This is a genomic window from Streptomyces sp. NPDC046303 (assembly GCF_055588085.1).
The window spans coordinates 95,269-118,221 of record NZ_JBVJFA010000017.1; the positions used below are offsets into that span (position 1 = coordinate 95,269).

At 71.8% G+C, this 22,953-nt stretch carries 24 protein-coding genes; 8 read left to right on the forward strand and 16 right to left on the reverse strand.

Features of this window, described 5'->3' with window-relative positions:
• Nucleotides 1–68: 68 nt before the first annotated feature.
• Nucleotides 69–1,019: an endonuclease/exonuclease/phosphatase family protein gene (locus ACZ6I1_RS19595; protein WP_469288769.1), complete on the forward strand. Its 951-nt coding sequence runs from the start codon at nt 69–71 to the stop codon at nt 1,017–1,019.
• Here the strand turns inward: ACZ6I1_RS19595 and ACZ6I1_RS19600 are convergent.
• The 5 genes from ACZ6I1_RS19600 to ACZ6I1_RS19620 form a co-directional block, all read right to left on the reverse strand.
• Nucleotides 1,006–2,511 carry an Ig-like domain-containing protein gene (locus ACZ6I1_RS19600; RefSeq protein WP_469288771.1) on the reverse strand — a complete coding sequence of 502 codons (1,506 nt, stop codon included), beginning with the start codon at nt 2,509–2,511 and terminating at the stop codon, nt 1,006–1,008. The two genes, ACZ6I1_RS19595 and ACZ6I1_RS19600, sit on opposite strands and share 14 nt — an antisense overlap.
• A 51-nt stretch (nt 2,512–2,562) precedes the next feature.
• Complete coding sequence (locus ACZ6I1_RS19605) at nt 2,563–4,044, reverse strand: hypothetical protein (RefSeq protein ID WP_469288773.1); 1,482 nt, start codon at nt 4,042–4,044, stop codon at nt 2,563–2,565.
• Nucleotides 4,037–7,795, reverse strand: coding sequence for a bifunctional glycosyltransferase/CDP-glycerol:glycerophosphate glycerophosphotransferase (locus ACZ6I1_RS19610; protein WP_469288775.1), 3,759 nt, complete (start codon nt 7,793–7,795; stop codon nt 4,037–4,039). Before ACZ6I1_RS19610 ends, ACZ6I1_RS19605 begins: the two co-directional genes overlap by 8 nt.
• A gap of 343 nt (nt 7,796–8,138) precedes the next feature.
• Nucleotides 8,139–9,296: a hypothetical protein gene (locus ACZ6I1_RS19615; protein ID WP_469288777.1), complete on the reverse strand. Its 1,158-nt coding sequence runs from the start codon at nt 9,294–9,296 to the stop codon at nt 8,139–8,141.
• Between the two features lie 150 nt (nt 9,297–9,446).
• Nucleotides 9,447–10,508 carry an SMP-30/gluconolactonase/LRE family protein gene (locus tag ACZ6I1_RS19620; RefSeq protein WP_469288779.1) on the reverse strand — a complete coding sequence of 354 codons (1,062 nt, stop codon included), beginning with the start codon at nt 10,506–10,508 and terminating at the stop codon, nt 9,447–9,449.
• 302 nt (nt 10,509–10,810) lie between these two features.
• Between ACZ6I1_RS19620 and ACZ6I1_RS19625 the strand changes: the two genes are divergently transcribed.
• The 3 genes from ACZ6I1_RS19625 to ACZ6I1_RS19635 all read left to right on the forward strand — a co-directional run bounded on the left by ACZ6I1_RS19625 (nt 10,811) and on the right by ACZ6I1_RS19635 (nt 13,103).
• Nucleotides 10,811–12,016, forward strand: a complete 1,206-nt coding sequence (locus ACZ6I1_RS19625) for a sensor histidine kinase (RefSeq protein ID WP_469288781.1) — start codon at nt 10,811–10,813, stop codon at nt 12,014–12,016.
• Nucleotides 12,013–12,678, forward strand: coding sequence for a response regulator (locus ACZ6I1_RS19630; RefSeq protein WP_469288783.1), 666 nt, complete (start codon nt 12,013–12,015; stop codon nt 12,676–12,678). The genes ACZ6I1_RS19625 and ACZ6I1_RS19630 overlap by 4 nt, the downstream gene beginning before the upstream one ends.
• A gap of 134 nt (nt 12,679–12,812) precedes the next feature.
• On the forward strand, nt 12,813–13,103 hold the full coding sequence (locus ACZ6I1_RS19635; RefSeq protein ID WP_469288785.1) for an SHOCT domain-containing protein: 291 nt from the start codon (nt 12,813–12,815) through the stop codon (nt 13,101–13,103).
• Between the two features lie 9 nt (nt 13,104–13,112).
• Here ACZ6I1_RS19635 and ACZ6I1_RS19640 read toward each other — a convergent pair whose 3' ends face one another.
• Nucleotides 13,113–13,670: an SRPBCC family protein gene (locus tag ACZ6I1_RS19640; protein ID WP_469288787.1), complete on the reverse strand. Its 558-nt coding sequence runs from the start codon at nt 13,668–13,670 to the stop codon at nt 13,113–13,115.
• Nucleotides 13,671–13,823: 153 nt separating this feature from the next.
• On the opposite strand from ACZ6I1_RS19640, the gene ACZ6I1_RS19645 reads away from it, so the two are divergent.
• The 3 genes from ACZ6I1_RS19645 to ACZ6I1_RS19655 all read left to right on the forward strand — a co-directional run bounded on the left by ACZ6I1_RS19645 (nt 13,824) and on the right by ACZ6I1_RS19655 (nt 15,218).
• Nucleotides 13,824–14,237 (forward strand): hypothetical protein, encoded by a 414-nt coding sequence (locus tag ACZ6I1_RS19645; protein ID WP_469288789.1) that lies wholly within the window; start codon nt 13,824–13,826, stop codon nt 14,235–14,237.
• A 93-nt stretch (nt 14,238–14,330) separates the two neighbouring features.
• A complete protein-coding gene (locus ACZ6I1_RS19650; RefSeq protein ID WP_469288791.1) occupies nt 14,331–14,651 on the forward strand; it encodes a hypothetical protein in 321 nt (106 codons plus the stop codon).
• A 282-nt stretch (nt 14,652–14,933) separates the two neighbouring features.
• Nucleotides 14,934–15,218, forward strand: a complete 285-nt coding sequence (locus tag ACZ6I1_RS19655) for a hypothetical protein (RefSeq protein WP_469288793.1) — start codon at nt 14,934–14,936, stop codon at nt 15,216–15,218.
• 393 nt (nt 15,219–15,611) lie between these two features.
• On the opposite strand, the gene ACZ6I1_RS19660 is transcribed toward ACZ6I1_RS19655, so the two are convergent.
• Both ACZ6I1_RS19660 and ACZ6I1_RS19665 read right to left on the reverse strand, forming a co-directional pair.
• A complete protein-coding gene (locus ACZ6I1_RS19660; protein ID WP_469288795.1) occupies nt 15,612–15,860 on the reverse strand; it encodes a hypothetical protein in 249 nt (82 codons plus the stop codon).
• Nucleotides 15,861–15,910: 50 nt separating this feature from the next.
• Entirely contained in the window at nt 15,911–16,402 is a 492-nt protein-coding gene (locus tag ACZ6I1_RS19665) for a hypothetical protein (RefSeq protein WP_469288797.1), read from the reverse strand.
• A 195-nt stretch (nt 16,403–16,597) separates the two neighbouring features.
• Here ACZ6I1_RS19665 and ACZ6I1_RS19670 point away from each other — a divergent pair, with 195 nt between their 5' ends.
• Nucleotides 16,598–16,975 (forward strand): toxin Doc, encoded by a 378-nt coding sequence (locus tag ACZ6I1_RS19670; protein WP_469288799.1) that lies wholly within the window; start codon nt 16,598–16,600, stop codon nt 16,973–16,975.
• A gap of 63 nt (nt 16,976–17,038) precedes the next feature.
• Here ACZ6I1_RS19670 and ACZ6I1_RS19675 read toward each other — a convergent pair whose 3' ends face one another.
• The 8 genes from ACZ6I1_RS19675 to ACZ6I1_RS19710 form a co-directional block, all read right to left on the reverse strand.
• On the reverse strand, nt 17,039–17,425 hold the full coding sequence (locus tag ACZ6I1_RS19675) for a hypothetical protein (protein ID WP_469288899.1): 387 nt from the start codon (nt 17,423–17,425) through the stop codon (nt 17,039–17,041).
• A 319-nt stretch (nt 17,426–17,744) separates the two neighbouring features.
• Nucleotides 17,745–18,671, reverse strand: a complete 927-nt coding sequence (locus ACZ6I1_RS19680; protein WP_469288801.1) for a MurR/RpiR family transcriptional regulator — start codon at nt 18,669–18,671, stop codon at nt 17,745–17,747.
• A 141-nt stretch (nt 18,672–18,812) separates the two neighbouring features.
• Nucleotides 18,813–19,154 carry a TcmI family type II polyketide cyclase gene (locus ACZ6I1_RS19685; protein ID WP_469288803.1) on the reverse strand — a complete coding sequence of 114 codons (342 nt, stop codon included), beginning with the start codon at nt 19,152–19,154 and terminating at the stop codon, nt 18,813–18,815.
• Nucleotides 19,155–19,176: 22 nt separating this feature from the next.
• The gene (locus tag ACZ6I1_RS19690) at nt 19,177–19,656 is read right to left on the reverse strand and encodes an SRPBCC family protein (protein WP_469288805.1); all 480 of its coding nucleotides are present in this window, start codon (nt 19,654–19,656) and stop codon (nt 19,177–19,179) included.
• Nucleotide 19,657: 1 nt separating this feature from the next.
• Nucleotides 19,658–19,912 (reverse strand): acyl carrier protein, encoded by a 255-nt coding sequence (locus ACZ6I1_RS19695; RefSeq protein WP_469288807.1) that lies wholly within the window; start codon nt 19,910–19,912, stop codon nt 19,658–19,660.
• Nucleotides 19,913–19,978: 66 nt separating this feature from the next.
• Nucleotides 19,979–21,217, reverse strand: coding sequence for a beta-ketoacyl synthase N-terminal-like domain-containing protein (locus ACZ6I1_RS19700; RefSeq protein WP_469288809.1), 1,239 nt, complete (start codon nt 21,215–21,217; stop codon nt 19,979–19,981).
• Entirely contained in the window at nt 21,214–22,485 is a 1,272-nt protein-coding gene (locus ACZ6I1_RS19705) for a beta-ketoacyl-[acyl-carrier-protein] synthase family protein (RefSeq protein WP_469288810.1), read from the reverse strand. Before ACZ6I1_RS19705 ends, ACZ6I1_RS19700 begins: the two co-directional genes overlap by 4 nt.
• The gene (locus tag ACZ6I1_RS19710; protein WP_362595774.1) at nt 22,482–22,925 is read right to left on the reverse strand and encodes a cupin domain-containing protein; all 444 of its coding nucleotides are present in this window, start codon (nt 22,923–22,925) and stop codon (nt 22,482–22,484) included. The genes ACZ6I1_RS19705 and ACZ6I1_RS19710 overlap by 4 nt, the downstream gene beginning before the upstream one ends.
• Between the last annotated feature and the right edge of the window lie 28 nt (nt 22,926–22,953).

Sequence of the window (22,953 nt, forward strand, 5' to 3'; positions counted from 1 at the left end):
CTCCCGGACTGCGGCGTTCCGCTCCCCCCGGTGCACCGCCTGACCGGCCCATACTCAATGATGGCGGGATGCACAGACACACGGAGACCGGGGTACGCCACCGATCGCGCCGCTTCGGCGGCGTGGCGGCGGCCCTCGGTCTGCTGCTCGTCGCGGCCTGCACGTCCGCGCCCACCGCCTCGGTGCCCTCGGCACTCACTCCCGAGATCGAGCCGGACACGCTGTCCGTGGCCACGTGGAACATGTGCGGAGTGGAGCAGTGGGGCTGCGAGGACAAGGGCAGCCCCGACGACAAGTACCAGCAGCTGCGCGCCCTGGCCGAGGGGCGCGGGGTGCGCGTCATGCTCCTCCAGGAAGTGTGCTCCGAGGACCTGCGGTCGGCCGCCCGGCGTCTGGGCAAGGACTGGCACAGCGAGTTCGACCCCTACGTCAGCGTGGACGAGGCGGGCCGCAGCGTTCCCGTCAGCTGCACGGGACGGGGCAGGGGGCAGGCCGGCTCCGGTCTGCTCGCGGCGTCCCCGCTCACCGAGATACGGGCCGTACCGACGCAGCAGCCGACGGCCGGAGTGCACCGGCGGTTCCTCTGCGCCCAGGCTCCGGCCCAGGGGGTCCGGGTGTGCAACGGGCACGTCGCGCTGCGCGGCGCCGACACGGCGCACCCCGAGTGGGACTTCCGGGACGAACAGCTGCACTCGCTGTTCGGGGCCGCGGCCGAGGACGGCCGTACGATCCTCGGCGGTGATTTCAACTCGACGCCGCCGGTCGGCGGGAGCGCCACCGCCTGGCTCTGGCCGGCCGAGGCCTACACCACGTACCGGGAATGCGACCAGAAGGGCGACTCCCGGGCGGGGCGCCGCACCCACGAGGACGGGGCGAAGATCGACTACCTGTTCACGGCGCTGCAGCGCACCGGATGCCAGGTCGTGGAGACCAAGACCTCCGACCACCGGGCGCTGGTGATGCGGGTGAGCCGCCCCGCCCCGGAGGTCACGGCAGCCCCGGAGATCAGTACCTCGTAGTGGTGTATCCGCCCTGGGTCGGCACGATGTAGGCGTTCATCAGGACGAAGGGGACGGCGGCCCATGCGCAGGCGTTGCCCCCCGCGTCCACCGCCACGGCCTCTATCAGGTGGTCGCCCTCGTTCCAGGCCCAGCCCGGATCCCAGGTCCAGGCGCCGTCGGCCGCCACCTCGCACGTGCCCAGGCCCGTGCCGCCCTCCAGGAAGTCCACCCGCACCGCGCCCGGGGCGAAGCCCGTGAAACGCACCGCCGGGCCCTGCACCTGCTGCTGGGGAACCGGAGACGTCACGGACAGGACGGGCGGCTGGGCCGGCGCCTGCGCGGCCACCCCACCCGGGGCGGGAACCGGCGCCTGCGCGAAGGGCTCGTCGGTGGCGGTGAACACCACTTCGCTGCGCCCGGAGTGGAAGTTGTTCGCGTCCACCCCGAAGAGCCGCACCACGTGCCGCCCCTTGGCCCAGGGCTTCTCCCGCTCCCAGCTCCAGCTGCCGTCGGGGGCGACCGCCGGGGAGCCCTGGAACTTCCCGTTCTCCCAGATGCTGACCCGCACCGCACCCGGAGCGGACCCGGCGAACCGGATCGCCCGCGCCGGCAGCCGCTCCTCCGCCGCGGGCATCAGCACCACCGGCGCCGGGAAGTCCTCGCCCCGCACCTGGGAGGTCGCCTTGAGGTACCCGTCGATCGCGGACGTGTCGCGCTCCGGCTCCTCGCGGCCGTTGCGGACGGCGCCGATGCGGGGGACGATCCCGTGGGTGACCAGGTTCAACAGCCCTACCATCGAAGGGATGTTCCGCGTGGTCACCTTGTCGTGGCCGGAGATCAGGGGCGAGTCGTTGAAGATGAAGTTGAAGTTCTCGTAGCCCTGGAACAGTCCGAGGAACGGCTCGATGTGGATCGCGAACTGCCGGTCCTGGGGCGAAGAGAACATGTAGATGTTGGCCGAGCGGTTGGCACTGCCGCGCACCACCTCGGGAAGGACCGAGTCGAGGAAGCGCACCTTGTCCTCCGTCACCTCCCCCATCATCGCCCGGGCGGCATCCGCCATGGCACTGACGGCGAACGTGCCGATCCGGAACTGGGGCACGCTGGCGATGATGTTCTTGTAGCCGTACTTCAGGCCGAAGTGGAGCGCCGCGCTGCCCCCCTTGGAACTGCCGAACATCGTGCACTGGTCCGGTGTCAGCGACAGCGCGTTCGCCACGCGGGCGATGAGCCCGGCCACCGACTGCTCGATGCCGAAATCCATCCCCTTGCACAGGTAGTAGCTGTTGGCACCGTCGAACGAGTCGCGGATCCACAGGATGTTCGCCCGGACGTTGTCGAGGATCCCGCCGCCCATCCCGTAGTCACCGGGCGCGTTGAGGTTGGCGAACACCACGACGAGGTGGCGGCTGCCGTTCTTGGCGTGGGAGAACCGGTACTCGACCGGAACGGGGCCGGAGGCGTCCACCCCCGTGATGACCCGGCGCGCGTTCTTCGCTGTGTTGGACATGCTCGCAATCCATTCTTCTCGACGGCCTGGCACGAACCCCGCTCCCGCGGGTCAGTGCCTCACGCCGGAGTAGCCGCCGGGGCCGGGGACGGGGTAGGAGCCGACCACCGTGAAGGGGACGGAGATCCAGGCGGAGGCGTTGCCCCCGGCGCCCACCGCGACGGCCTCGACGAAGTGCGGCCCGTCGTTCCAGGCCCAGTTCGACTCCCAGGTCCAGTTGCCGTCGGCCTGCACGGGGCAGGCTCCCAGGCTCATCCCGGCCTCCTGGAATTCCACACGCACCGCACCCGGGGCGAAGCCCGCGAACCGGGGGACCGGGCCCGGCACCTGCTGCTGGGCGCCCGGAGAAGTCACCGTGAGCGCCAGGGGCCGGGCCGGCGCGGAGACGGGGTCCGCTGTTTCCACCGGGTCCACGACCGTGAAGACCACTTCGCTGCGCCCGGAGTGGAAGTTGTTCGCGTCCACCCCGAACAGCCGCACCACGTGCCGCCCCTTGCCCCACGGCTTGTCCCGCAGCCAGCTCCAGCTGCCATCGGGGGCGACCGCCGGGGACCCCTGGAACTTCCCGTTCTCCCAGATGCTGATCCGTACCGCACGCGGGGCGGACCCCACGAAGCGGACCGCGTGCGCGGGCAGCCGCTGCTCCGCCGCGGGCATCAGCACCACCGGCGCCGGGAAGTCGTCCCCCCGCACCTGGGAGGTCGCCGCGAGGTACGCCTCGATCCCGGACGTGTCGCGGTCCGGCTCCTCATAGCCGTAGCGGACGCCGCCGATCACGGGGCTGACCCCGTCGACGAGGAGGTTCAGCAGTCCCATGATGACGGGGACGTTGTGGGGCACCACCTTCGACGAGCCGGTGACCAGGGCGGAGTCGTTGAAGATGAAGTTGAAGCGTTCGTACCCCTGGAACAGGCCGAGGAAGGGTTCCACCTGGCGGGTGTACTGCTCGTCCTGGGGCGAGGAGATCAGGTAGATGTTGGCCGCGGGGTTCGGCCGGCTGCGCACCAGGTCGGGGAGGACGGAGTCGAGGAAGCGCACCTTCTCCTCGGTGACCTCCCCCGTCATCAGCTGCGCGGCGCCCGGCATGGACTCCCTGACGTACGTGCCGATCAGGAACTGGGGCACGCTGGCCACGATGTTCCGGTAGCCGTACTTCAGCCCGAAGTAGAGCGCCGCGCTGCCGCCCTTGGAACTGCCGATCATGGTGCAGTCGTCCGGCGTCAGCGACAGCGCGTTCACCACCCGCGCGATGAGCCCGGCCACCGACTGCTCGATGCCGAAATCCATCCCCTTGCACAGGTAGTAGCTGTTCTCGCCGTCGAAGGAGTCGCGGATCCACAGGATGTTCGACCGCAGCTTGTCGAGGACTCCCCCCGACATCCCGTAGTCGTCGGGCGCGGCGAAGTTCGCGAAGACGACGACCAGATGCCGGTTCCCGTTCCTGGCGTGGGAGAACCGGTACTCGACGGGAACCGGCCCGGAAGCGTCCACGCCCGTGACGATGCGACGCGCGTTCTGGGCTGCGTTAGACATGCTCGGAATCCATCCTTCTCACCGGCTGCCGCGGCATCTGGCCGAGGCTGCCCGCGTTCCAGGGGCCCGGCTGGGCGGGGATCCGGCCGACGGGCGCACCGACCGCCGGGGCCTGCGCCCGGGCCGGGTCGAGGTCTCCTCCGGCGATCAGGATCCGGTCGGTCAGCCTGGCCGACGCGTAGCCGTCGTCGAGGTCGCAGAACTCCTGCTGGAACCAGCGGTAGCGGGCCGCGTAGCCCTGCTGGATCCGGTCGATGTTGCGGATCGCCCCCACCAGTTCCGGGGAGTTGTAGAGCAGCGGACCGGGAGCGGACTGCTCGAAGTCGAAGTAGAACCCGCGCAGCGTGTCCCGGTAGTGGTCGAGGTCGTACGTGAAGAAGAGGATCGGCCGCCCGGTGTTGACGAAGTCGAACATCAGGGAGGAGTAGTCCGTGATCATCACGTCGGTGATCAGGGAGAGGTCCGCCATGTCCGGGTAGTCGGACACGTCGAAGACGAACCCGTCGCCGGCGCCGGGCACCGGGTCCACCACGTTGGGGTGGCGGCGCACCAGCAGAACGTGGTCGTGGCCCAGCTGCGCCCGGGCGTCCTCCAGGTCGATGCGGAAGTCGAGCTTGTACTTGCCGGGCGCGTAGAACTGGTCGTCGCGCCAGGTCGGTGCGTACATGACGACCCGCTTGCCGGGCGGAAGGCCGATGCGGCGGCGTACTTCCGCGGCCCGCTGTCCCGAGTCGGCGCGGCGCAGGATGTCGTTGCGGGGGTAGCCGCTCTCGACCATCTCGCCGGGGAACTGGAAGGCGCGCTTGAGGATCGGGGTGCTGAAGCTGTTCGGGGACACCAGCATGTCCCAGTTCTGCACTTCCTTCTCCACACGCTCCAGGTACCGCTTGTCCGCGAAGTGCACGGCCTCGATGTCGTGCCCGATCTTCTTGAGCGGCGTGCCGTGCCAGGTCTGTACGACGACCTGCCCCTCGCGCTTCTCGAACCAGTCGGGCAGGTGGTTGTTGGCGACGATGTACCGGGCCCGGGCCATGGCCTCGTACCAGTCGGGGGACCACATGCGGACGGGGCGGGCGGTCGGGGGAACCGCGACCTGGTCGTCGCGCACCACCCACAGGTGCTCGAGGTCGACGCCGCGGCGGACCATCTCCTCGTGCAGGGCGCGCGGGCTGTCGGAGTACTGGGTGCCCTTGAAGGCGTCGAACAGCACGGCCTGCTTCAGCGGCTTGCGCCGGGCGTCCGGGTAGGACTTGGTGCGCAGCAGCTTCTGGCGGTACGGGCCGCGCGCCTCGTCGGGCATCGCCGAGTGGACCAGGAGGGAGAGCCGGTCGTAGGCCTCGGCCTGCATCTCGTAGCGCCGCTCGTCGGCGGTCATCTCGCTGGGGAACGTGGGGATCAGTTCCTGCGCCATCTTGACCATGAGGTCGCCGGACCGGTTCTCCGGGGTGACCGCGGAGGGGTCCTGGCGGCGCAGGAAGAAGTCCCAGCGGCCGGAGGCCAGCGGGATGTCGCCGGCCAGGGTGCGCATGGCGGCGGGCGTGAGGACGAAGCGGAACTCCTGGCCGTACCAGGTGATGGGGACGACTCGTTCGGCGCCGTGGGCCCGGGAACGGACGACGATGTGGGCCGCGGCGTACTCGGACGCGCTGAGCATGTCCTCCGCCGCGTAGCCGACGACGACTTCCACGGAGCCGTCCTGGCGCCAGGTGACGGACTTGGCGAGCGGCAGGGTGTCCCGCTCGAACATCACCACGTAGCCGGAACCGTTGCGGTGCACGACGACCTCGCGGTCCGCGTTCGGCGTCTGCAGTCCGGCCGGCAGGCGGTAGTGGCCGTCGGCGGTCTCCTCCGCCATGACCGGGTAGATGGCCGCCTTGCGGCCCTCCACGTGCAGGGTGGTCTTCCAGCCGTTGGCGCCGGTGTTCCAGGTCTGCGGGACCCCGTCGCCGGAGTTGGTGCGGTGGCCGGGGACGAGCGCCTTGACGGGGATGCGGGTCACGAAGGTGTACCAGCCCTCGCCGCCCGGCTTGAAGTGGACCCAGGAGTCGTGACGGCCGGCGCCGCCCATGCTGGTCACCCGGAACTTGCCCCACTCGGGCAGCTTGGGCCCGAGGTAGACACCGCCGAGTTCGATGTTGTCGCCGACGATCCGGTGCCTGGTGATCCGGCAACGGACGATCTCCACGCGGAGTTTGAGCTTGCCCTGGAGGAAGAGCGGTACGACGCGGGTGTTCTTCTCGACGTACTGGTAGGGCGGGTTGGCGGCGGTGCCCGCGCCGCCGCGCGCGATCCCCTTGTAGCGGAACAGGCCCCGGCTCAGCACGCCGGCGGCCACGTCCCACGTCCCCTCGACCCACTGGCCCTTGCGCTTGAGGCGGGAGGTGTCGAAGCTGACCTGGAACCCGGACCAGTCGTAGCAGTAGCGGTTCTGGTTGGAGTGCTCCGTGGCCTGCGGGTAGTACGTGGTCTTCGCCTTTGCGACGACGACCCGGTTCTGCTTCTTGTTGCGCAGCGCGATGGCCTTCATCGACATGTGCCGCTTGTGCACGTTGATGAAGCGGACGTACGCGGACCCTTCGAGGTTCAGGTGTCCGGAATCGTCCCAGCGGGCGCTCGTCAGCGAACCGTGCAGCGACAGTTCCTTGTCGAGCCGGTAGGCGCTCTTGTCGAGGCCGACCGAACGGTCCCCGAGGTAGGGGTAGTTGAGGTACCGGTGCAGGCGCCGCTGGACGGGAAGGGGGCCGCCCTTGCGCTCGAACTCGACGACGTCGAGCAGTTCCTTCAGCCGGCCCTCGCGCACCAGCAGCCATTTGACGCGGGCATCGGCGGGGAGTTCGTCGATGATGTCCTCGTCGGCCTCGTCCAGGAACTCGTTCGCCCAGTGCATGAAGGCGTTCCGGTATTCCTCGTCGGCGTCCGGCAGCACTTTCAGATGCAGCATCAGGTCGGACTTCAGACAGGCGAGATCGTACTTCCGCTTGTGGTCGCTGTAGGACCTGGCGCGGTGTCCGGCGAGGAATCGGCTGACCGACTGCACGGCGGCCACGCGGTCCTGCAGGTTGCTGAATTCGGTGTGCCGCTGGGTGATGGAGGGAGCGGCACCTCCTTCGCGCCGGCGCCAGAAGTAGACGATGTCCGTGAGGATGTCCACCTTGCTCGCACGGAAATGCGCGAACATGTTGACCCAGGAGTCCTCATACATGACTCCCTCGGGGAATGCGATGTAGTGGTAGTCCCAGAAGGAGCGCCGGAACAGCTTGTTCCAGACGGTCCGGTCATAGATGAGCTCCGGCACCTTCGTGATGTGCGTACCGCGCTTGCTGCGCTGCATGGGCGCCTTGTGCAGCGGGGACTGCCACTTCTTGGTGGAGTTCATCATCTGCACGTTGCCCGACACGAAGTCGGAGCCGGAGGCGTCGAGGGTGCGCACGAGCAGCTCGTAGGCGTACTCGGGTATGACGTCGTCGCCGTCGACGAACGCGAGGAATTCCGCCTCGGGATGGGCGGCGCGAATACCGACATTACGGGCATGTCCCGGCCCCATCGGCTCCTGGCGCAGGAGCCTGAACCTGGGGTCCCGGCGGGCGAAGTCGGCGGCGATCGCGGTCGAGGAGTCGGTCGAACCGTCGTCGACCATGACGACCTCGAGGTCGGGGAACGTCTGCCTGGCTATCGACTCCAGGCACTCTTCGAGGTATATCTCGACGTCCTGAAAGGGAACGACAACACTCAGGCGGGGCGTACCGGCCACTCAGAAAACTCCTCGATTGCCACTCTTCTTACGGCGTGTGGCTCCCTGCCGTGACATGAAGCCGGATCCGCCCCCGACCCTGACCACCGCCGCTCCTCGCCTCGCCCGTCCGACCCCGCGCCGGGCCCGCACACTTATGCGATCCTCACAGGGCGTGTGCAGCCTAGGCCAATTGTTTGACGCCGAGCAAGTATTCGGAAGCGTCCCGGCCCCGCAACGTTTCGCGTGTGTTAATGAGCAACTGCATCCAAGGCACAGCGGGCGCGCCGGCTGCCCAGTTGGTCGCGAGAAATGCCGGAATGGGCAATTCACCCCACCGGCCAAGATGACTCGGTGATGAAGGTCACCCCACACAGCGCCAAGCGCCGAACACGAGCCCCTCGGCGGTGAGATCCTGTCGTGCGATCCGAAGCCCGCCGTCCGTGTCGAGCATCGCGATCGTGACCGAGCCGTGGGCGTCGACGGCCATGGCCGGGAGCCCCGCGCACCGGTCCCCCACAGGGGCCCACCAGGCCCCGTACTGCTCACCCTGCGTGGGGTAGGCGGCGATCTCGGGGTAGCCCTCGGCCCCGCGCTGGAGCAGGACCGTGCAGTCGTATCCGTTGATGGGTGCGCGGACCGCGCCCACCGGCCCGACGCCGCCCGCGCCGCCCAGGGACATGAACCCGCTCGTCGTCACCACGCCGGCGCCGGCCGGCCGGCAGGCGACGACGCTCCCGTCCGCCGGGGCGCGCCAGAAGTGGGTGGCGACACCGGGGCTCGTCTCGATGGAGCTGTACGTCCCCTCGACCGCTTCCGCCTCCATCCGGCCCAGCCAGGCGAAGGCCCCCTCTCCCGGCTTCTCCTGGCCCAGCTGAACGGCCCCGCCGCGGAACGGTACGAGGAAACCGACCCGGCCCTGGATCGCGGGCGCGGGTACGACCGCACCGCGCACCCACCTGAGCTGGTGGTCGGCCCATGCGCTCCACGACCCGTCCGCGCGCTGGGTCCGGGCGCGCACGCCGACTCCGAAGCGGGTGACGACGTAGTGGAGGGAGCCCGAGCCGTCGGCGAGGACGACGGGGGCGCCCGGGGCGGGCGCCGAAGCGTCGCCCGGCGGGAACGGATTGCCCACCGCCCGCCAGTCGCTCAACGGCCGACTTGTCTGATATTGGGCGGCTATGGAGAATTCGCGGCCTTCAGGCGCCCCGTCCCGATGGCGCATCGCGGCGAACCAGACGAAGCCGTTGGAGTCCTGGGTCAGCGTGTACCGCCCGGTCCAGCCCTCCACGGGGAACAGGTCGGGCCCGCGCCAGACGTCCGAGCCGGGCGCCGACTCGGTCCAGCGCACCAGCCCCTCGGCGCAGCTCGCGTAGGCGGTCAGCCGGCCGTCGCGCCCCAGGCGCAGCCAGCCCGGGGTGGCGTGCCCGCCGTCGGCCGCCGCGGCGATCTCGGAGCCCGGGACCGCGGGCTCGCCGGCGGCGCCCCCCCGGTCGGTTTCCGCACGTCCGCGTCGCGCCATGTCCTGCCCACTCCTGCCCGCGATCGTCCCTTATGTCCGGCCTGGCCCGGCGGGCCGTGGGCCAATTTACGGCAGGGCGGCAACCCCCTCCACCACCGGCCGCCATGGGCGTCCGGAGGCGGAGGCGGATAGTCCGGATAGCGCGGATCGTCAGGAATGAGCCTTGTGCAGGCGCGCGATCAGCAGGTTCGGGTCGGTCTGGGTCGTGAAGGCGGCACTGGGCACGTAGACCTTGTGGCGGCGCACGGCCACGGAGGTCGGGTTGGACAGGCCGGCCTCGGGTTCCAGCAGGATGGAGTGCGTACCGTCGGGGCGTACGAGGGCGACCTGGCTGGTCGGGTGGAGGGCCGCCAAGGCGGAGTCGCCGGGGCCGGGGAAGGCGAAGTCGTCGATGCCGGCCAGTCCGGTGGCCCGGGTCTCGATCGCTCCGGCGGAGCCGTCCTCGTTCACGGGGATGCGCAGCAGGGTCCCGCGGTCGGTGTTGGACACCCACACGGCGCCGCGGTGGACCTTGATGCCGTTGGCGCCGACGAAACCGTCCGGTTCGAGGGCGGTGCCGGTGGCCCAGGTGGTCACGGTGGCGTCGTCGAGCGAGATCCGCCACACCCTGCCGAGCACGGAGTCGGCGGCGTAGAGCACGCCGCGCTTCTCGTCGAGTGCGAGGCCGTTGGCGAAGCTGGTGGCCGGCAGCGCGGCGAACAGTTCGACCGAGCCGTCGGGAGCGATCCGGTAGACACCGGTCGGCACGCCCGTCTGCTCCTCGTGCCCGGTGAGGTAGTTGACGTACAGCGACCCGTCGGCGGTCCGCACGATCCCCATGGCGAGCGCGGCACCGACCAGCGGTGTGGCCGGGTTCGTGACGGCGGGCAGGGTGGCGACGGGCGTGGTGTCGCCGTTCTTGGCGACCCGGACGACCTTGCCCGCCAGGGCGAACGTCAGATTGGCCGAGCCGTCGGGCTCCAGCGCGATGTTCTCCGGCGTCTCACCCGCCTGGAAGTCGAAGTGCGCCACGATGCGCGGGTCGGAGAGCGTGAGCGACGACCCGGACGGCTCGGCGGCCCCGAAGACGTGCGGGGCGGCGGCAGTGGCGGAGGAAACGGGGGCGGAGAAGGCGAGTGCGGAGGAGGCGGGGGCGGTGGAAGCGAGGACGGTGAGGGCGACTGCGGCCACACCGGTGCAGGCGACGCGCGGGAAGCGGACCAGACGGGGCACGGGGAATCTCCTTCTCGACCCCGGTGGGGGTGCCGGGGTGCCGGGGTACCGGACGCAACGAGGGTCAAGAAGAACATGACGATGCGTCAGACGCGGTCATTCGCGCGAGGGGCGGCGCACAGATCGCCCGGCTGGCCGAGGGGGACGCGGGGGGCGACGGGGACGCCGGGGACGACCGGGACGACCTGGACGAAGGGGCGGCTGCTGCCGGCGCGTCTGGTCCTCGTACTACCTGGGGAGTACGCGGCGGACGCTACGCCGGGGTGACGCGGGTGACGGCGGCCGCGCACTAGCGTGGCCGTATGGAAGAGCAGCGTGAGCGCCCGGGTCCTCCCTGGCGGCGATGGGTGGAGCGGACCGGGCGGGGCCCGGCCTGGCGCTCGGTGCTGCTCGTCGCCGTCTTCGCCCAGGCAGGCTCCGGCTGGGCCGCGCGGGAGCAGACCGGGCGGGTGGGGCTGGATGTGTTCGCGCGGCTCCTGCTGCTGCTCGGGCCCGCCCTGCTGCTGGCCCGGCACCGGCATCCGGTGGCCGTGGCATACGGGGTCAGCGCCGTCACCCTCGTGTACATCGGCGCCGGGTACCCGTACGGCCCGGTGTTCGTCAGCCTGGCACTGGCCTGCTTCGCAGCCGTCGTCGCCGGACACCGAAGAGCCGCCTGGGGAGCCGTGGGGCTGCTGTGGGCCGGGCACTTGCTCATCGTCCACTGGCTGTACCGGTGGCTCCCGCCGGCGGGGGACGGCCCGGCGCCCTGGGGACAGGAGCTGGCCGTCACCGCGTGGGTGCTCGCGATGCTGGCCGTGGCCGAGCTGGTCCGCGTGCGGCGCGAGCAGTGGGCCCGGGAACGGGCCGAGCGGGCCGCCGCGGAGCGGCGCCGGGTGAACGAGGAGCGGCTGCGCATCGCCCGGGAGCTGCACGACGTCCTGGCCCACAGCATTTCCGTGATCAACGTGCAGGCGGGGGTCGGGCTGGCCCTGCTCGACACCGACCCCGAGCAGGCCCGAACGGCGCTGACCACGATCAAGGCCGCCAGCAAGGAGGCCCTGGGCGAGGTCCGGCAGGTGCTGGACACCCTGCGCACCCCCGGCGACGCACCGCGCGCCCCCGCGCCCGGTCTGGACCGCCTTCCCGAGCTCGTGGAGCAGGCCGCGGCGGCCGGGCTGACCGTGGAGGTGTCGGCCGAGGGGACGGCGCGGGCCCTGCCGCCCGGCGCGGACCTGGCCGCGTTCCGGATCCTGCAGGAGGCGCTGACCAACGTCGTACGGCACTCGGGTGCGCGCACCGCGCGCGTCGGCCTCATATGGCAGCCGAGCGCGCTGGAGCTGCGCGTGGACGACGACGGCCCGGCCACCGGCGACGCCTCGGGCGGCAGTGGGAACGGCCTCGTGGGCATGCGGGAGCGGGCCGCCGCCCTGGGTGGCACGATCGAGGCCGGTCCGCGTCCCGACGGGGGGTTCCGGGTGGTCGCGAGGCTGCCGCTGAAGACCGTCACGCCCCGGGAGGATCCGTGATCCGTGTGCTGCTCGCCGACGACCAGCTGCTCGTCCGGGCGGGGTTCCGGGCGCTGCTTTCGGCGCAGCCCGACATCGAGGTGGCCGGTGAGGCGGCCGACGGGGACGAGGCCGTCCGGATGGTGCGGGAGCTGCGCCCCGACGTCGTGCTCATGGACATCCGGATGCCGGTGCTGGACGGGCTCGCCGCCACCCGGCGGATCACCGGAGACCCGGAGCTGGACGGCGTCAGGGTCGTCATGCTCACCACCTTCGAGCTCGACGAGTACGTCTTCGAGGCGATCAGGTCGGGCGCCTCGGGGTTCCTCGTCAAGGACACCGAACCGGAAGAACTGCTGCGCGCGGTCCGGGCGGTCGTGCAGGGCGACGCACTGCTGTCCCCGGGCGTGACCCGCCGTTTGATCGCGGAGTTCGCGGCCCGCTCGAAACGGCCCGCGGCCGCGGCGGATCTGGGCCGGCTCACGGACCGGGAGCGGGAGGTGATGGCGCTGGTGGGCATGGGCCTGTCCAACGAGGAGATCGCGCGCCGCCTGGTCGTCAGCCCCCTCACCGCGAAGACGCACGTCAGCCGGACGATGGTCAAGCTCGGCGCCCGGGACCGGGCCCAGCTGGTGGTCCTTGCCTACGAGTCGGGGCTGGTGCGGCCGGGCTGGCTGGGCTGACGCGGCGGCCCGTACTCCCCCGGTGGTACGCGGGGTGCAGCCGGCCGTACGACGACCGGGACCCCCTCCCGGAGTGAGTCTCGGAGTGAGAGGAAACCTCCACCACCTCCACCCCTCCGAGGAGATGAACCGAGATGAACACCCTCACCACCCTCGCGTACGACGGGCCCGGCCCGTGGATCCTGTTCGTCCCCCTGATCTGGGCGGCGGTCGTGATCGGCGCCGTGACCGTGCTGCGCCGCACCGTGTGGCGCGGCCGCCCCGGGCCGTGGCGGGCCCGGGGGGCGGCCTACGGCGAGCAGTCGCCGATCGGGATCCTGGGGCGGCGCTTCGCGTCCGGTGAGATCAACGAGGACGAGTACTGGCGGCGACTGTCCGTGCTGGACGAGCAGTTCGGCCCCGCGTCGAAGGGCGGCGCGGCCTGACCCGCGCCGTCACCCCCGCCCGCGCTCGCCCGCCTCGCCCGCCTCGCCCGCCTCGCCCGCCTCGCCCGCCTCGCCGCCGCAGGCATCGGCCAGGCGGGCGAGCGTGGTGCGCATTCCGGCCCGGTTGACGGCCACGCGGCGCTGCGGCCCGGTCCCGGCGAAGACCGCGCCGAGGGCGTCGGCCAGGCGGGCGCCGCGGCCGCTGCGCAGGTCCTGCCAGGTCTCGGTGACCCGGGTACCGTCGCCCTCCGGCTCGAATCGGTAGCCCCAGCGGGCGATGGGCAGGCCGAAGACACCCACGTCGAAGGTGAACTCCCCGTCCCCGCGCGGTTCTTCCGGTGCCCGCGCGGAGGTGACCCGGCCCGTCGTGAACCAGACGAACGGCCCCCTCCGGTTGAATCCGACGAACCGGCTGCCGGAGCGGGCCGGCGGCCGCGCCAGCCAGACCCGCCGGCATTCCGGGCTCCAGCGGCCCATGTTCCGCAGGTCGGCCACCATCCGGTGGACGTCCGCCGGGGCGGCCCCGACCACGATGTGCTCCTCCAGGCGTCGCTGACGCTCCCCCACGAAGGGCTCCCTTCCGCTTCGGACCCGCCCTCCTCGACGAGCGGGGCGGGGCTGCAGGGAGTGTAGGTGCACCTGGGTCACCCCGGTCCGGTGGCCAGGTGCAAGGGCCCGGGCCGCTCCGCCCGGCATCGTCGTCGGTACAAGCACACGGCCATGACACGCAGCGGAACGGGGCGGGACACGGGAACGGTCGAGGGCGTCGGGGCGGCGCGGCCGGCGCGGACACCGCGGATAGGGGGAGCGGCCGGTGCATTCCTCGCGGTGGCGTTCGTGGCGGCGGACGCGCTGGGGGCGGTGCAGCAGGCCGCCGGGGTACCCGCCGAGCTGATCCAGCTGACGCAGACCGGACCGGCCGTCGCGGTGGCCGCGCTCGCGCTGGTCCGGGGCGACCGCGTGGCCCGGCTGATCCGAGGCGCCGGTCGGCGACACACCGGACGCAGCGCGGCGCTGCTCGCCACGGCTCCGCTGATCACCGCGCTGGCGGTCTTGGCGCACGTACTGAGCCGAAGCGGCGCGGACGAGGGCTGGTTCACCCGTCCCGGCTCCCTGGAACACTCCTTGCAGTGATCACCGCGGCCCAGCTGGTGGGGCGCAGCCGCTGCTGCGCACCCGCTTCGGTGTGCTGGCGTCCTCGGTCACCGTGGGTGTGCTGTGGGGGCTGTGGCACGTACCGGTGTTCGCGCTGGGCCCGGTGTAGCGGCGGCCTTCCTCGTCGCGACCGTGGCCATGTCGGTGGTGCTGGGCCTCGCGCTCGAGGGGACCGGCGGGACGTACCGGCTGCTGCCGGCGGGTGGCTTCCACACCCTGGTCCACCTCAGCATGCTGCTCTTCACGGACGAGGAGTCCGGCGCCGTCCTGCCGATGGTCTGCTTCCGGGCGGCATGCCTGCTCGCGGCCCCGCCGTGGGCCGGATGGGCCGGACGGGCCGCGAAGGCGCGCTCCGGGACCGGTTCGGCAGCGAATGCCCTGCACGGGACATGAGTTGGGCATCCCGTTCCCCGACCGCCGCCTGGCGGTCACAACTGGCGACTCTGTCGGCGGTGGCCGTGGCATGCGCCGGGGCGGGCGTGGCCGGAGCCCTGCTGCTCCTGCCCGTGGGCCTCGGCGGCCGGATCCTCCCGGCTGCGGCCGGCGCGCAGCGCCACCGGTCCGACCGCTCCCGCGAGCGGGCCCGTTCCGGGGCATCCAGCCGCCGGTGCTCACCGACCGCGGGCCGGGTGACGCGCTGCGCTCGCCGGCACTGGACAGCTGTTCGACGTACGGGTGGAGGCCCGCCGGCTCGCCGCGCCCGTGGAGTCGGCCGCCTACTTCGCGGTCGACGAGCTGCTGGCCAACGCGGCGAAGCACGCCTGCGCCGACCGCGTCGACATCGTCTTCGAGCACCACGGCGGTGCGGATCCCGCAGGGGGGACCGGGCTACTCGGTGTCCGGGGGCGGTCGGCTCCCTTCGACGAGACCCTCGCCCTGCACAGCCCGCCGGGCGGGCCGACCGCCGTGATGTGGGAGATTCCGTGCGCGTTGTCCTCGCCGAAGACCTCTTCCTCCTGAGGGACGGGCTGGAGCGCACCCTGCCGGCCGCGAGGGAGGCGTCGGCTACCTCCTCAAGGACCGGGTCACCGATACCGGCCAGTTCGTCGACGCGGTGCGCCGGGTCGTCGCGGGCGGCACCGTCCTGGACCAGCAGGTGATGTCCAGGCTGCTCTCGCGCGCAGCGACGCCCGGGGGACCATCGCGGGCCTCACCCCGCGGGAGCGGGACGCGCTGGAGCTGATGGCGGAGGGCCGGTCCAGCGCCGCGATCGGGCTCGCCCTGCACGTCAGCGAGAGCGCCGTCGCCCAGCACACGGCCGGCATCTTCGCCAAGCTGCGGATCGCCCCGTGCGCCGAGGACAGCCGGCGGGTCCTCGCCTTGCTCGCCACGCAGGGGCACCCGGCGAGCCGGTTACGGCAGGTCCTCGGTGGGCGGATCCGCGGTGTACACGTGGGGATCGTCGGAATCCCACTCGACCAGCTCCGAGCCGCCGAGGACCACCTCGTCGGGGTCGGGCATGCCGGCCCGCCGGAGGAACTCGATGACGTCCTCGTCCGAGCGGGCCACTCCGAGGGACTCCTCGCCGCCCGCGGTCCGCAGCGTGACCTGCCGGCCTCCCGACGGGAAGACCCGGTGGACGACGACCGGTGCGTGGTGCATGTCTCCAGCCTCTCCCCCTGCGCCCGGTACGGCACCCCGAGGGGCTCCGCTCAGGGGGTGCGGACCGCGGCGGCGCGCGGCATGCGGATGGTCGAGGGCGCGGGGTAGGTCGCCGCCTCGGCCCGCAGCACCTCTTCCATCTCCGCCTTGAAGGCCGGTTCGAAGAGGTCGACGTCCAGCAGCAGCCGCAGCCCCGCCACGGTCGGGTCCAGCAAGGGGCGGGCCATCCGGGAGCCGCCGCCGCGGACACCCCTGAAGCCCGCCCGGACCGTGTCCGAACGTACGGCCAGCCGGTCTTCGAGGCCCGCCGCCGTGAGACCGGCGAGCACGGCGAGTTCGGTGAGGAACCTGCGGGCCCCCAGCGCCATCTCCTCGGCGCCCTGGAGCGTCTGTACGGAGCCGCCCGCCACCTTGAAATCGTCGCTGGTCCGCTTGAGGCCGCGTGCCTCGTACACGGCGAGCGACTCCTCGAAGAGGCCGGCCGCCCCGTCGACCGCCTTCATCGCCGCCACCAGCTGGTCGATGCCGATCTCGCGCTCCACGCTGCCTCCTGATCCGGAACTGTGCTGCACAGACCGTAGGAGTCAAAGCCTCCGCTACGGAACACCTGTGCCGGAGAGAGATCGGGAAGTCACCGGACCGTCACCACCCGCCGCCCGCTCCCCAAAGCCGGGCGGCAGGCGGCGTGCTGGGCGAACAGCCCCCCGGCCGTCCCCCGGACGGGGATACTCGGACGCGTGGAACTGCACATCGATCACCGCTGGTTGCTGGAGCGGCAGGAGTCACTGTTCAAGGACGTGGCGGTGGCCGACCACTCCGCGCTGGTCGCCGCCGTCGCCCGGCACCGGGTGAACACGCCCAGCCTGGACGTGGACGACCCCGACGCGTACTGGCGCGCGGCCGCCCTGCTGGAGGCGATCGTCCTGCTCCGCCCGCTCCCCGAGGCCAACGAGTTCTTCGGCTACGGGGTCGCCGTCGCCTACATCGAGGCGTCCGGCAAGGCGGTGGACGCCCCGTACGAGCAGTGGCGCGACCTCATCACCGACATCCGCCTGCTCCGCGCGACCGTCTTCGACGTGGCCGCGCGCCTGCGCTCCTGGCAGCCCGCGCAGTAGCGGCAGCCCGCGCAGTGGCCCCCGGCCGGTCAGCAGCCCCGGCCAGTCAGCAGCCCCGGCCGGTCAGCGCCTGCGCTGGGCGGGGGTGCCCGTCAGCAGGGCGTCGGAGACCAGGCGCGCGCCGCGGGCGAGGCGCCCCAGCTGCTCGAGTTCGACGGCGTACATCCGGATCGTGTTCTCGATGACCGACTCGGCGACGCCCAGCATGGGCAGCTCGGCCCGGCTGGTCTGGAGCGCCACCCGTACCGCCCGCATCTCGTGCTGGAGCTGGAGCTGGACGTGCCGCGCCAGCAGGGCGTGGTGGCGGGTCAGGGTGAGGTAGCTGCCGTAGCGGGCGGGGAGCAGGTCCCGCAGCCAGCGCGTGGCCGTGCGCTCCCAGTCGTGGGTGCCGGGGGCCTTGACCTGGAGGGGCCAGTCCGGGCTGCGCGTGATGGTGGCCGTCAGGGGCATTCTCGTCACTTCCGAGGGGTGTCGAACTCTGATCGAGAGGCAAGGTGGGCGGCCTCGGCCCAGGGGTTGACCGAGGCCGCCGTGGGCGCTCTGCGGGATCCGAAGGCCTGGACTCGACGCGCGGTCGCGGCGTGAGGAGGTCGTCGCGACCGCGCGTCCGTTCAGGAGGGGGTCTTCCTCCTCGGCATCTGGTGGATCCGGAGCGCCGCCGTCAGTAAACATATATACCGTCGAGTAGGCAAGAGTATGAAAAATTTCATGCACCTCGGGGGATGAATATCCCCCGGTCAGGAGCGTGCGAATCGGATCCGATCGGCTCTTAGAGGAAGAATCCGTGCTGATCGGCCACGTGCTCGTAATCCTCCAGGCGCGCCTGGGTGCGCTCGGGGTCCGCGTCGGCCATCGACTGGAGCAGGGCCGCGGAGAGCATTCCGGGGGCCGCGTACGAGTCGAACACCAGGCGCGAGCCGGTGCCCGCCTTCAGGGTCACGTCCGCCTCGTCCACGAGCGGCCCGAGCGTGGGATCCGTGATCAGGACCACGCGCAGCCCCGTACTGCGGGCCGCGCGGACGGCGGCCAGGGTCTCCTTGGCGTGCCGCGGCATCGCGAAGGCCAGGACCCACGTCCCGCCGGCCGCCTTGGACTGGAGCAGCGCGTCGTAGGCCACGCTGCCGCCCCGGGTCACCAGGCGCACGTCGGGGTGGATGCGCCGGGCGGCGTACGCGAAGTACTCGGCCAGGGACACCGAAATGCGCAGTCCGAGGACGGTCAGCGGCACCGAGGCGGCCAGCGCGCGGCCGATGTCCAGCACCTGGTTGGTGTCGGCGAGCAGCCGGCGGACGTTCTCCAGGTTCTCGATCTCGGCGTCGACGGCGGCCTGCAGCTCGTTGCGGCGGATCTGCTCGCGGGTGTCCGGGGCGCCGGCCACGGCGCTCAGGGCGATGGGCTGGAGCACGTCGCGCAGGGCGGGGTAGCCGCTGAATCCGAGGGAGGCGGCGAAGCGGGTCACGGAGGGCTGGCTGACGCCGACGCGCTCGGCGAGTTCGGTGATCGACAGGAAGGCGGCCTCGGTGAGGTGGTCGATCAGGTACTGGGCGATCCGGCGCTGGCCCGGCGAGAGGCGGCGGCCGTCGAAGAGCGCGAGGAGCCGGTCGGCCGGGGGCAGGAATTCCTCCTGCGCGTCGGACGACTCCCCGCTCGGCTTGATCGCAGCCGCTTGAGCCCGTGCCTGCTGCCCCGATGACACCGAAGGGCCTCCTTGACTCTGTCACTCACGCTCCAACATAGCTCACGCCCCGTGGCCGGCGAAGATCGGTCCGCGATGCGGCGGCCGCACGCGGCGGGACCCGCACACACCGGTGTGCGGGTCCCGTCCGGGCCGCTCGGGTCACGTGGCGGCGGGGTTCTCCCAGCGGTAGAACTCGTGGGCCATCGCGTCCTTCGGACTGCGCCACGTATCGGGGTTGTGCGGGCTGATGTAGGCGGTGAGCCGGTCGCTGAGCTGCCGGAACTCCGGGTGGTCGGTGACCTGGGCGATGGCGGGGCCCGGTGGCCGGTCCGCCTCGATCAGGTGCATGTACACATCACCGAACTGGAACAGGCTGCGGCGGGTGACGCCGACCAGGTGCGGCAGTTCGCCCGCGTCCGAGCCGGCGAACAGCTCGGCGATGTCGGGGGCCGAGCCCGGTGCCATGCGGGCGACGATGAGAGCGCGGTGCGTCTGGTTCATCCGGGGGTACTCGCCCTTCGTTTCAGAGACGGCTGACGGCGGGAGCGCGGTTCTCGCGTTCTCGCTGCTCGATCTTGTCCCGGATGAGCGCCATCTGGATCGGGGAGTTGCGGTTGATGTTGTCGGTCATCCACGCGTCGTCGACCGGCGCGTCCGGCTTCATCGCGAAGTCCTGGGTCCACTTCATCCGCGTGCCGCCCGGCACCGCGAAGTACTGCCAGTGGATGTCCATGTGGGCGAACGGGCCGGTCTCCACGCGCCGGGCCCGGACCGTGAGGCTGTCGCGGTCCACGGTGCGCTCCGAGACCCAGCTCCACACCTTGCCGTTCTCGTCGGGGTGCATGGTCAGGCGGAAGCGCGTGGTGGCCCCCTTCTCCTCCAGGATCTCCAGCGAGGCGTATTCGCTGAACAGCTGGGGCCAGTTGGGGAGGTCGTTGGTCATCTCCCACACGAGGTCCACGGGTGCGTTGACGGTGATCTCGTTCTCGGTGTGTCCTGGCATGTCAGGCTCCTGTCATCAGGCTGTTGTTGACGAGGTCGAGGAACTCGCCGGGGGTCTTGCAGCGGTCGGCGTCGGTGGGCAGCGCCCGTCCGCGCCGGTTCTCCAGCTCGCCGACGATGCCGAGCAGGCCGAGCGAGTCCAGGCCGTATTCGTCGAAGGCGGTGTCGGGACGGCTCGCCAGCTCGGCGGGGTCGACGGTGATGCCGGCGGTCTTCATCAGGGCCGCCAGCTCCTCCAGGGTCAGTCGGTCGGACATGGTGGCTTCTCTCTTCCTACGGGGGCTGCGCGGCTCCTGCCGAACGCGCACCCTGGGGGGGGTGAACTACGAGGCCGCCACGGGGCCTTTGCGCAGGACGAGCGCGGAGTTCGAGCCCATCCGGCCGCGGCTCAGCACGAGCGCGGTGCGCAGGTCCGTGGAGCGGGCACTGCCCGTGACCACGTCGAGGTCGTGGCACACGTCGTAGACGTTCGGGGTCGGCGGGACGATGCCGTGCTCCAGTGCCAGCACCGCGGCGGCGGTGTCGAGGGCGGGCGCCGCGCAGTACGCCCTGCCCGTACCGGTCTTCGGCGCCGTGACCGGTACCTCGCGCCCGTGGGCGCCGAGGGCGCTCGCGATCGCGGCCGCCTCGGCCGCGTCGGCCCGCGGCGTGCCGAGCGCGTCGGCGAAGACCACGTCGATCTCCTCCGGGGCGCAGCCGGCTTCGCGCAGCGCACCCCGGATCGCGTGGGCCAGCCCTTCGCCGGCCTCGTCCGGCCGCTGGGTCCCGCTGAAGGTGGCGGCGTGGCCGGCCAGCACGGCGCGGACCGTGGCGCCCCGGCCGAGGGCCGCGTCCTCGTCCTCGACGAGGAACATCGCGCCGCCCTCCGCGGGGGCGTATCCGCAGGCCTTGGCGGTGAAGGGCCGGTAGGCGCGCTCGGGGTCCTCGTGCGTGCTCAGGCCCTCGTACTCCAGCTGGCAGACGATGGAGTACGGCGCGAGGGGCGCCTCCGTCGCCCCCACGAGCATGGCCCGGCTGCCCTGGCGGATGGCGCGTGCGGCGTGCGCGAAGGCGTCGAGCCCGCCCGCCTCGTCGCTGGCCACGACCCCGCACGGTCCCTTGAGCCCGCGCCGGATGGAGATCTGGCCGGTGCTCGCGGCGTAGAACCAGGCGATCGACTGGTACGGGCCGACGTAGCGGGGGCCCTGGTCCCAGAGCCTCTGCAGCTCGCGCTGCCCGAACTCGCCACCGCCGGACCCCGCGGCCGTCACCACCCCGACCGAGAAGGGGTCGGCCTCGTAGTCGGCCCGGCCGAGCCGGGCGTCCGCCAGGGCGAGGTCCGCCGCGGCGAGGGCGTGGTGGGTGAAGCGGTCCGTCTGGACGAGGAAGCGCTCCTCGACCATCGCGCCGGGGTCGAAGCCCCGCACCTCGCCCGCGACGCGCAGCGGAAGGTGCTCGCAGCCGGGCCGGGTGACGCGGTCCAGCACGCTGAGACCGGAGTGGGTGGCCTTCCAGAAGTCGTCGGCGCCGATGCCGTTCGGCGCGACGACCCCGATGCCCGTGATGACCGTACGGCGGGTCACGACACCTCCTCCTTGGGCCGGGTCATGACCACGGCGGACTGGAATCCGCCGAAGCCGCTGCCGACCGAGAGCACGCTGCGCAGCGTGCAGCCGCGCGCGGTGCGGGGTACGTAGTCCAGGTCGCACTCGGGGTCGGGCGTCTCGTAGTTCGCCGTGGGCGGTACCACCTGGTGGGTCATGGCGAGCACGCAGGCCGCCAGTTCGATCGCTCCGATGGCGCCGAGGGAGTGGCCGACCATGGACTTGATGGAGGTCATCGGCGTCTTGTAGGCGTGCTCGCCCAGGACCCGCTTGACGGCCGCCGTCTCGTGGCGGTCGTTCTGCTTGGTGCCGGATCCGTGCGCGTTGACGTAGTCGATGTCCCGCGCGTCGATCCCGGCCTGGTCGAGGGCCGTCTGGATGGCGCGTGCCATCTCCAGGCCCTCGGCGGTCAGCCCGGTCATGTGGTGGGCGTTGCCGAAGGTGGCGTAGCCCCCGATCTCGCAGTAGACGGTCGCACCGCGGGCGCGGGCGTGTTCCAGCTCTTCGAGTACGAGGACGGCGCCGCCCTCGCCGAGGACGAACCCGTCGCGGTCGGCGTCGAACGGCCGGGAGGCGTGGGCCGGGTCGTCGTTGTTCGGCGAGGTCGCCTTGATGGCGTCGAAACAGGCCACGGTGATCGGCGATATGGGTGAGTCGGAGGCCCCGGCGATGCACACGTCCATCCGGCCCTCGGCAATGGAGTGCACGGCGTACCCGATGGCGTCGAGTCCGGAGGTGCAGCCGGTGGACACCGTCTGCACCGGTCCGCGCGCACCCGTCTGCTCGGCGACGGCCGAGGCGAGGGTGGCGGGCGTGAACGCCCGGTGCAGATGGGGCCCGGCGAACTTGTGGTCCACGTCCCACCAGGCGCCCGACTGGCTCACGGCGACGTAGTCGTGCTCCAGTCGGGTGGTCCCGCCGACGGCGGTGCCCAGGGAGACGCCGGTGCGCCAGGCCTCGTCGGAGCGGAGGTCGAGCCCCGCGTCGAGCAGGGCCTCGCGGGCGGCGACGAGCGCGAACTGGATGTACCGGTCCGCCCGGGCCGCCTCGCCCTCGCCGAGGCCGTGCGCGGCGGGGTCGAAGTCGACCTCGGCGGCTATCCGGGAGCGGAACCCGGCCGGGTCGAAGAGGGTGATGCCGCGGGTCGCCGTGCGCCCGTTGGCGAGCAGGTCCCAGAAGGCCGAGACGCCGATCCCGCCGGGAGCGACGACGCCGACCCCGGTGACCGCCACCCGGCGGCCGGTCACGAGACCGCTCCCGTGCGGTCCGGGGGCTGCTCCCAGGCCGTGCCCTCCGGGTGCGGGGCCTCTTCGGTGTCCACGTGGCCCAGTTCGGGGCGCGGGGCGAGCGGTCCCAGGTGGAAGACCATGCGGGCCTCGGTGTCGCCGACGTTGCGGAACCGGTGGCGCACGTTGAGCGGGACCAGCAGGCCCTGATCGGTGCGCAGCGGGTGGGCCTCGCCATCGAGGTCGACCTCCAGCCGGCCGGCGACCACGTACACGAACTCCTCGGAGTACGGGTGGTAGTGCTCGGCGATGGACTCCCCGGGGGCCATGACAGCCAGGCCCATGAAGCCGCTGGTGGAACCCACCGAGGTCGGGGTGAGCACGGCCCTCAGGTCGCCACCGCGCCGGCGGTTGGGCGGCGTCTCGCTGAGGTCGACGATGCGTGGGCGCTGTCTGGTCATGGCGGGTTCCTCCTGGCGTGTGGAGCCT

Bases quoted from the DNA above. Each gene is read 5' to 3' on its own strand.
- ACZ6I1_RS19595 (WP_469288769.1), top strand. From the start codon at position 69: ATGCACAGACACACGGAGACCGGGGTACGCCACCGATCGCGCCGCTTC.
- ACZ6I1_RS19600 (WP_469288771.1), bottom strand. From the start codon at position 2,511: ATGTCCAACACAGCGAAGAACGCGCGCCGGGTCATCACGGGGGTGGAC.
- ACZ6I1_RS19605 (WP_469288773.1), bottom strand. From the start codon at position 4,044: ATGTCTAACGCAGCCCAGAACGCGCGTCGCATCGTCACGGGCGTGGAC.
- ACZ6I1_RS19615 (WP_469288777.1), bottom strand. From the start codon at position 9,296: ATGGCGCGACGCGGACGTGCGGAAACCGACCGGGGGGGCGCCGCCGGC.
- ACZ6I1_RS19625 (WP_469288781.1), top strand. From the start codon at position 10,811: ATGGAAGAGCAGCGTGAGCGCCCGGGTCCTCCCTGGCGGCGATGGGTG.
- ACZ6I1_RS19635 (WP_469288785.1), top strand. From the start codon at position 12,813: ATGAACACCCTCACCACCCTCGCGTACGACGGGCCCGGCCCGTGGATC.
- ACZ6I1_RS19645 (WP_469288789.1), top strand. From the start codon at position 13,824: ATGACACGCAGCGGAACGGGGCGGGACACGGGAACGGTCGAGGGCGTC.
- ACZ6I1_RS19660 (WP_469288795.1), bottom strand. From the start codon at position 15,860: ATGCACCACGCACCGGTCGTCGTCCACCGGGTCTTCCCGTCGGGAGGC.
- ACZ6I1_RS19675 (WP_469288899.1), bottom strand. From the start codon at position 17,425: ATGCCCCTGACGGCCACCATCACGCGCAGCCCGGACTGGCCCCTCCAG.
- ACZ6I1_RS19685 (WP_469288803.1), bottom strand. From the start codon at position 19,154: ATGAACCAGACGCACCGCGCTCTCATCGTCGCCCGCATGGCACCGGGC.
- ACZ6I1_RS19690 (WP_469288805.1), bottom strand. From the start codon at position 19,656: ATGCCAGGACACACCGAGAACGAGATCACCGTCAACGCACCCGTGGAC.
- ACZ6I1_RS19695 (WP_469288807.1), bottom strand. From the start codon at position 19,912: ATGTCCGACCGACTGACCCTGGAGGAGCTGGCGGCCCTGATGAAGACC.
- ACZ6I1_RS19710 (WP_362595774.1), bottom strand. From the start codon at position 22,925: ATGACCAGACAGCGCCCACGCATCGTCGACCTCAGCGAGACGCCGCCC.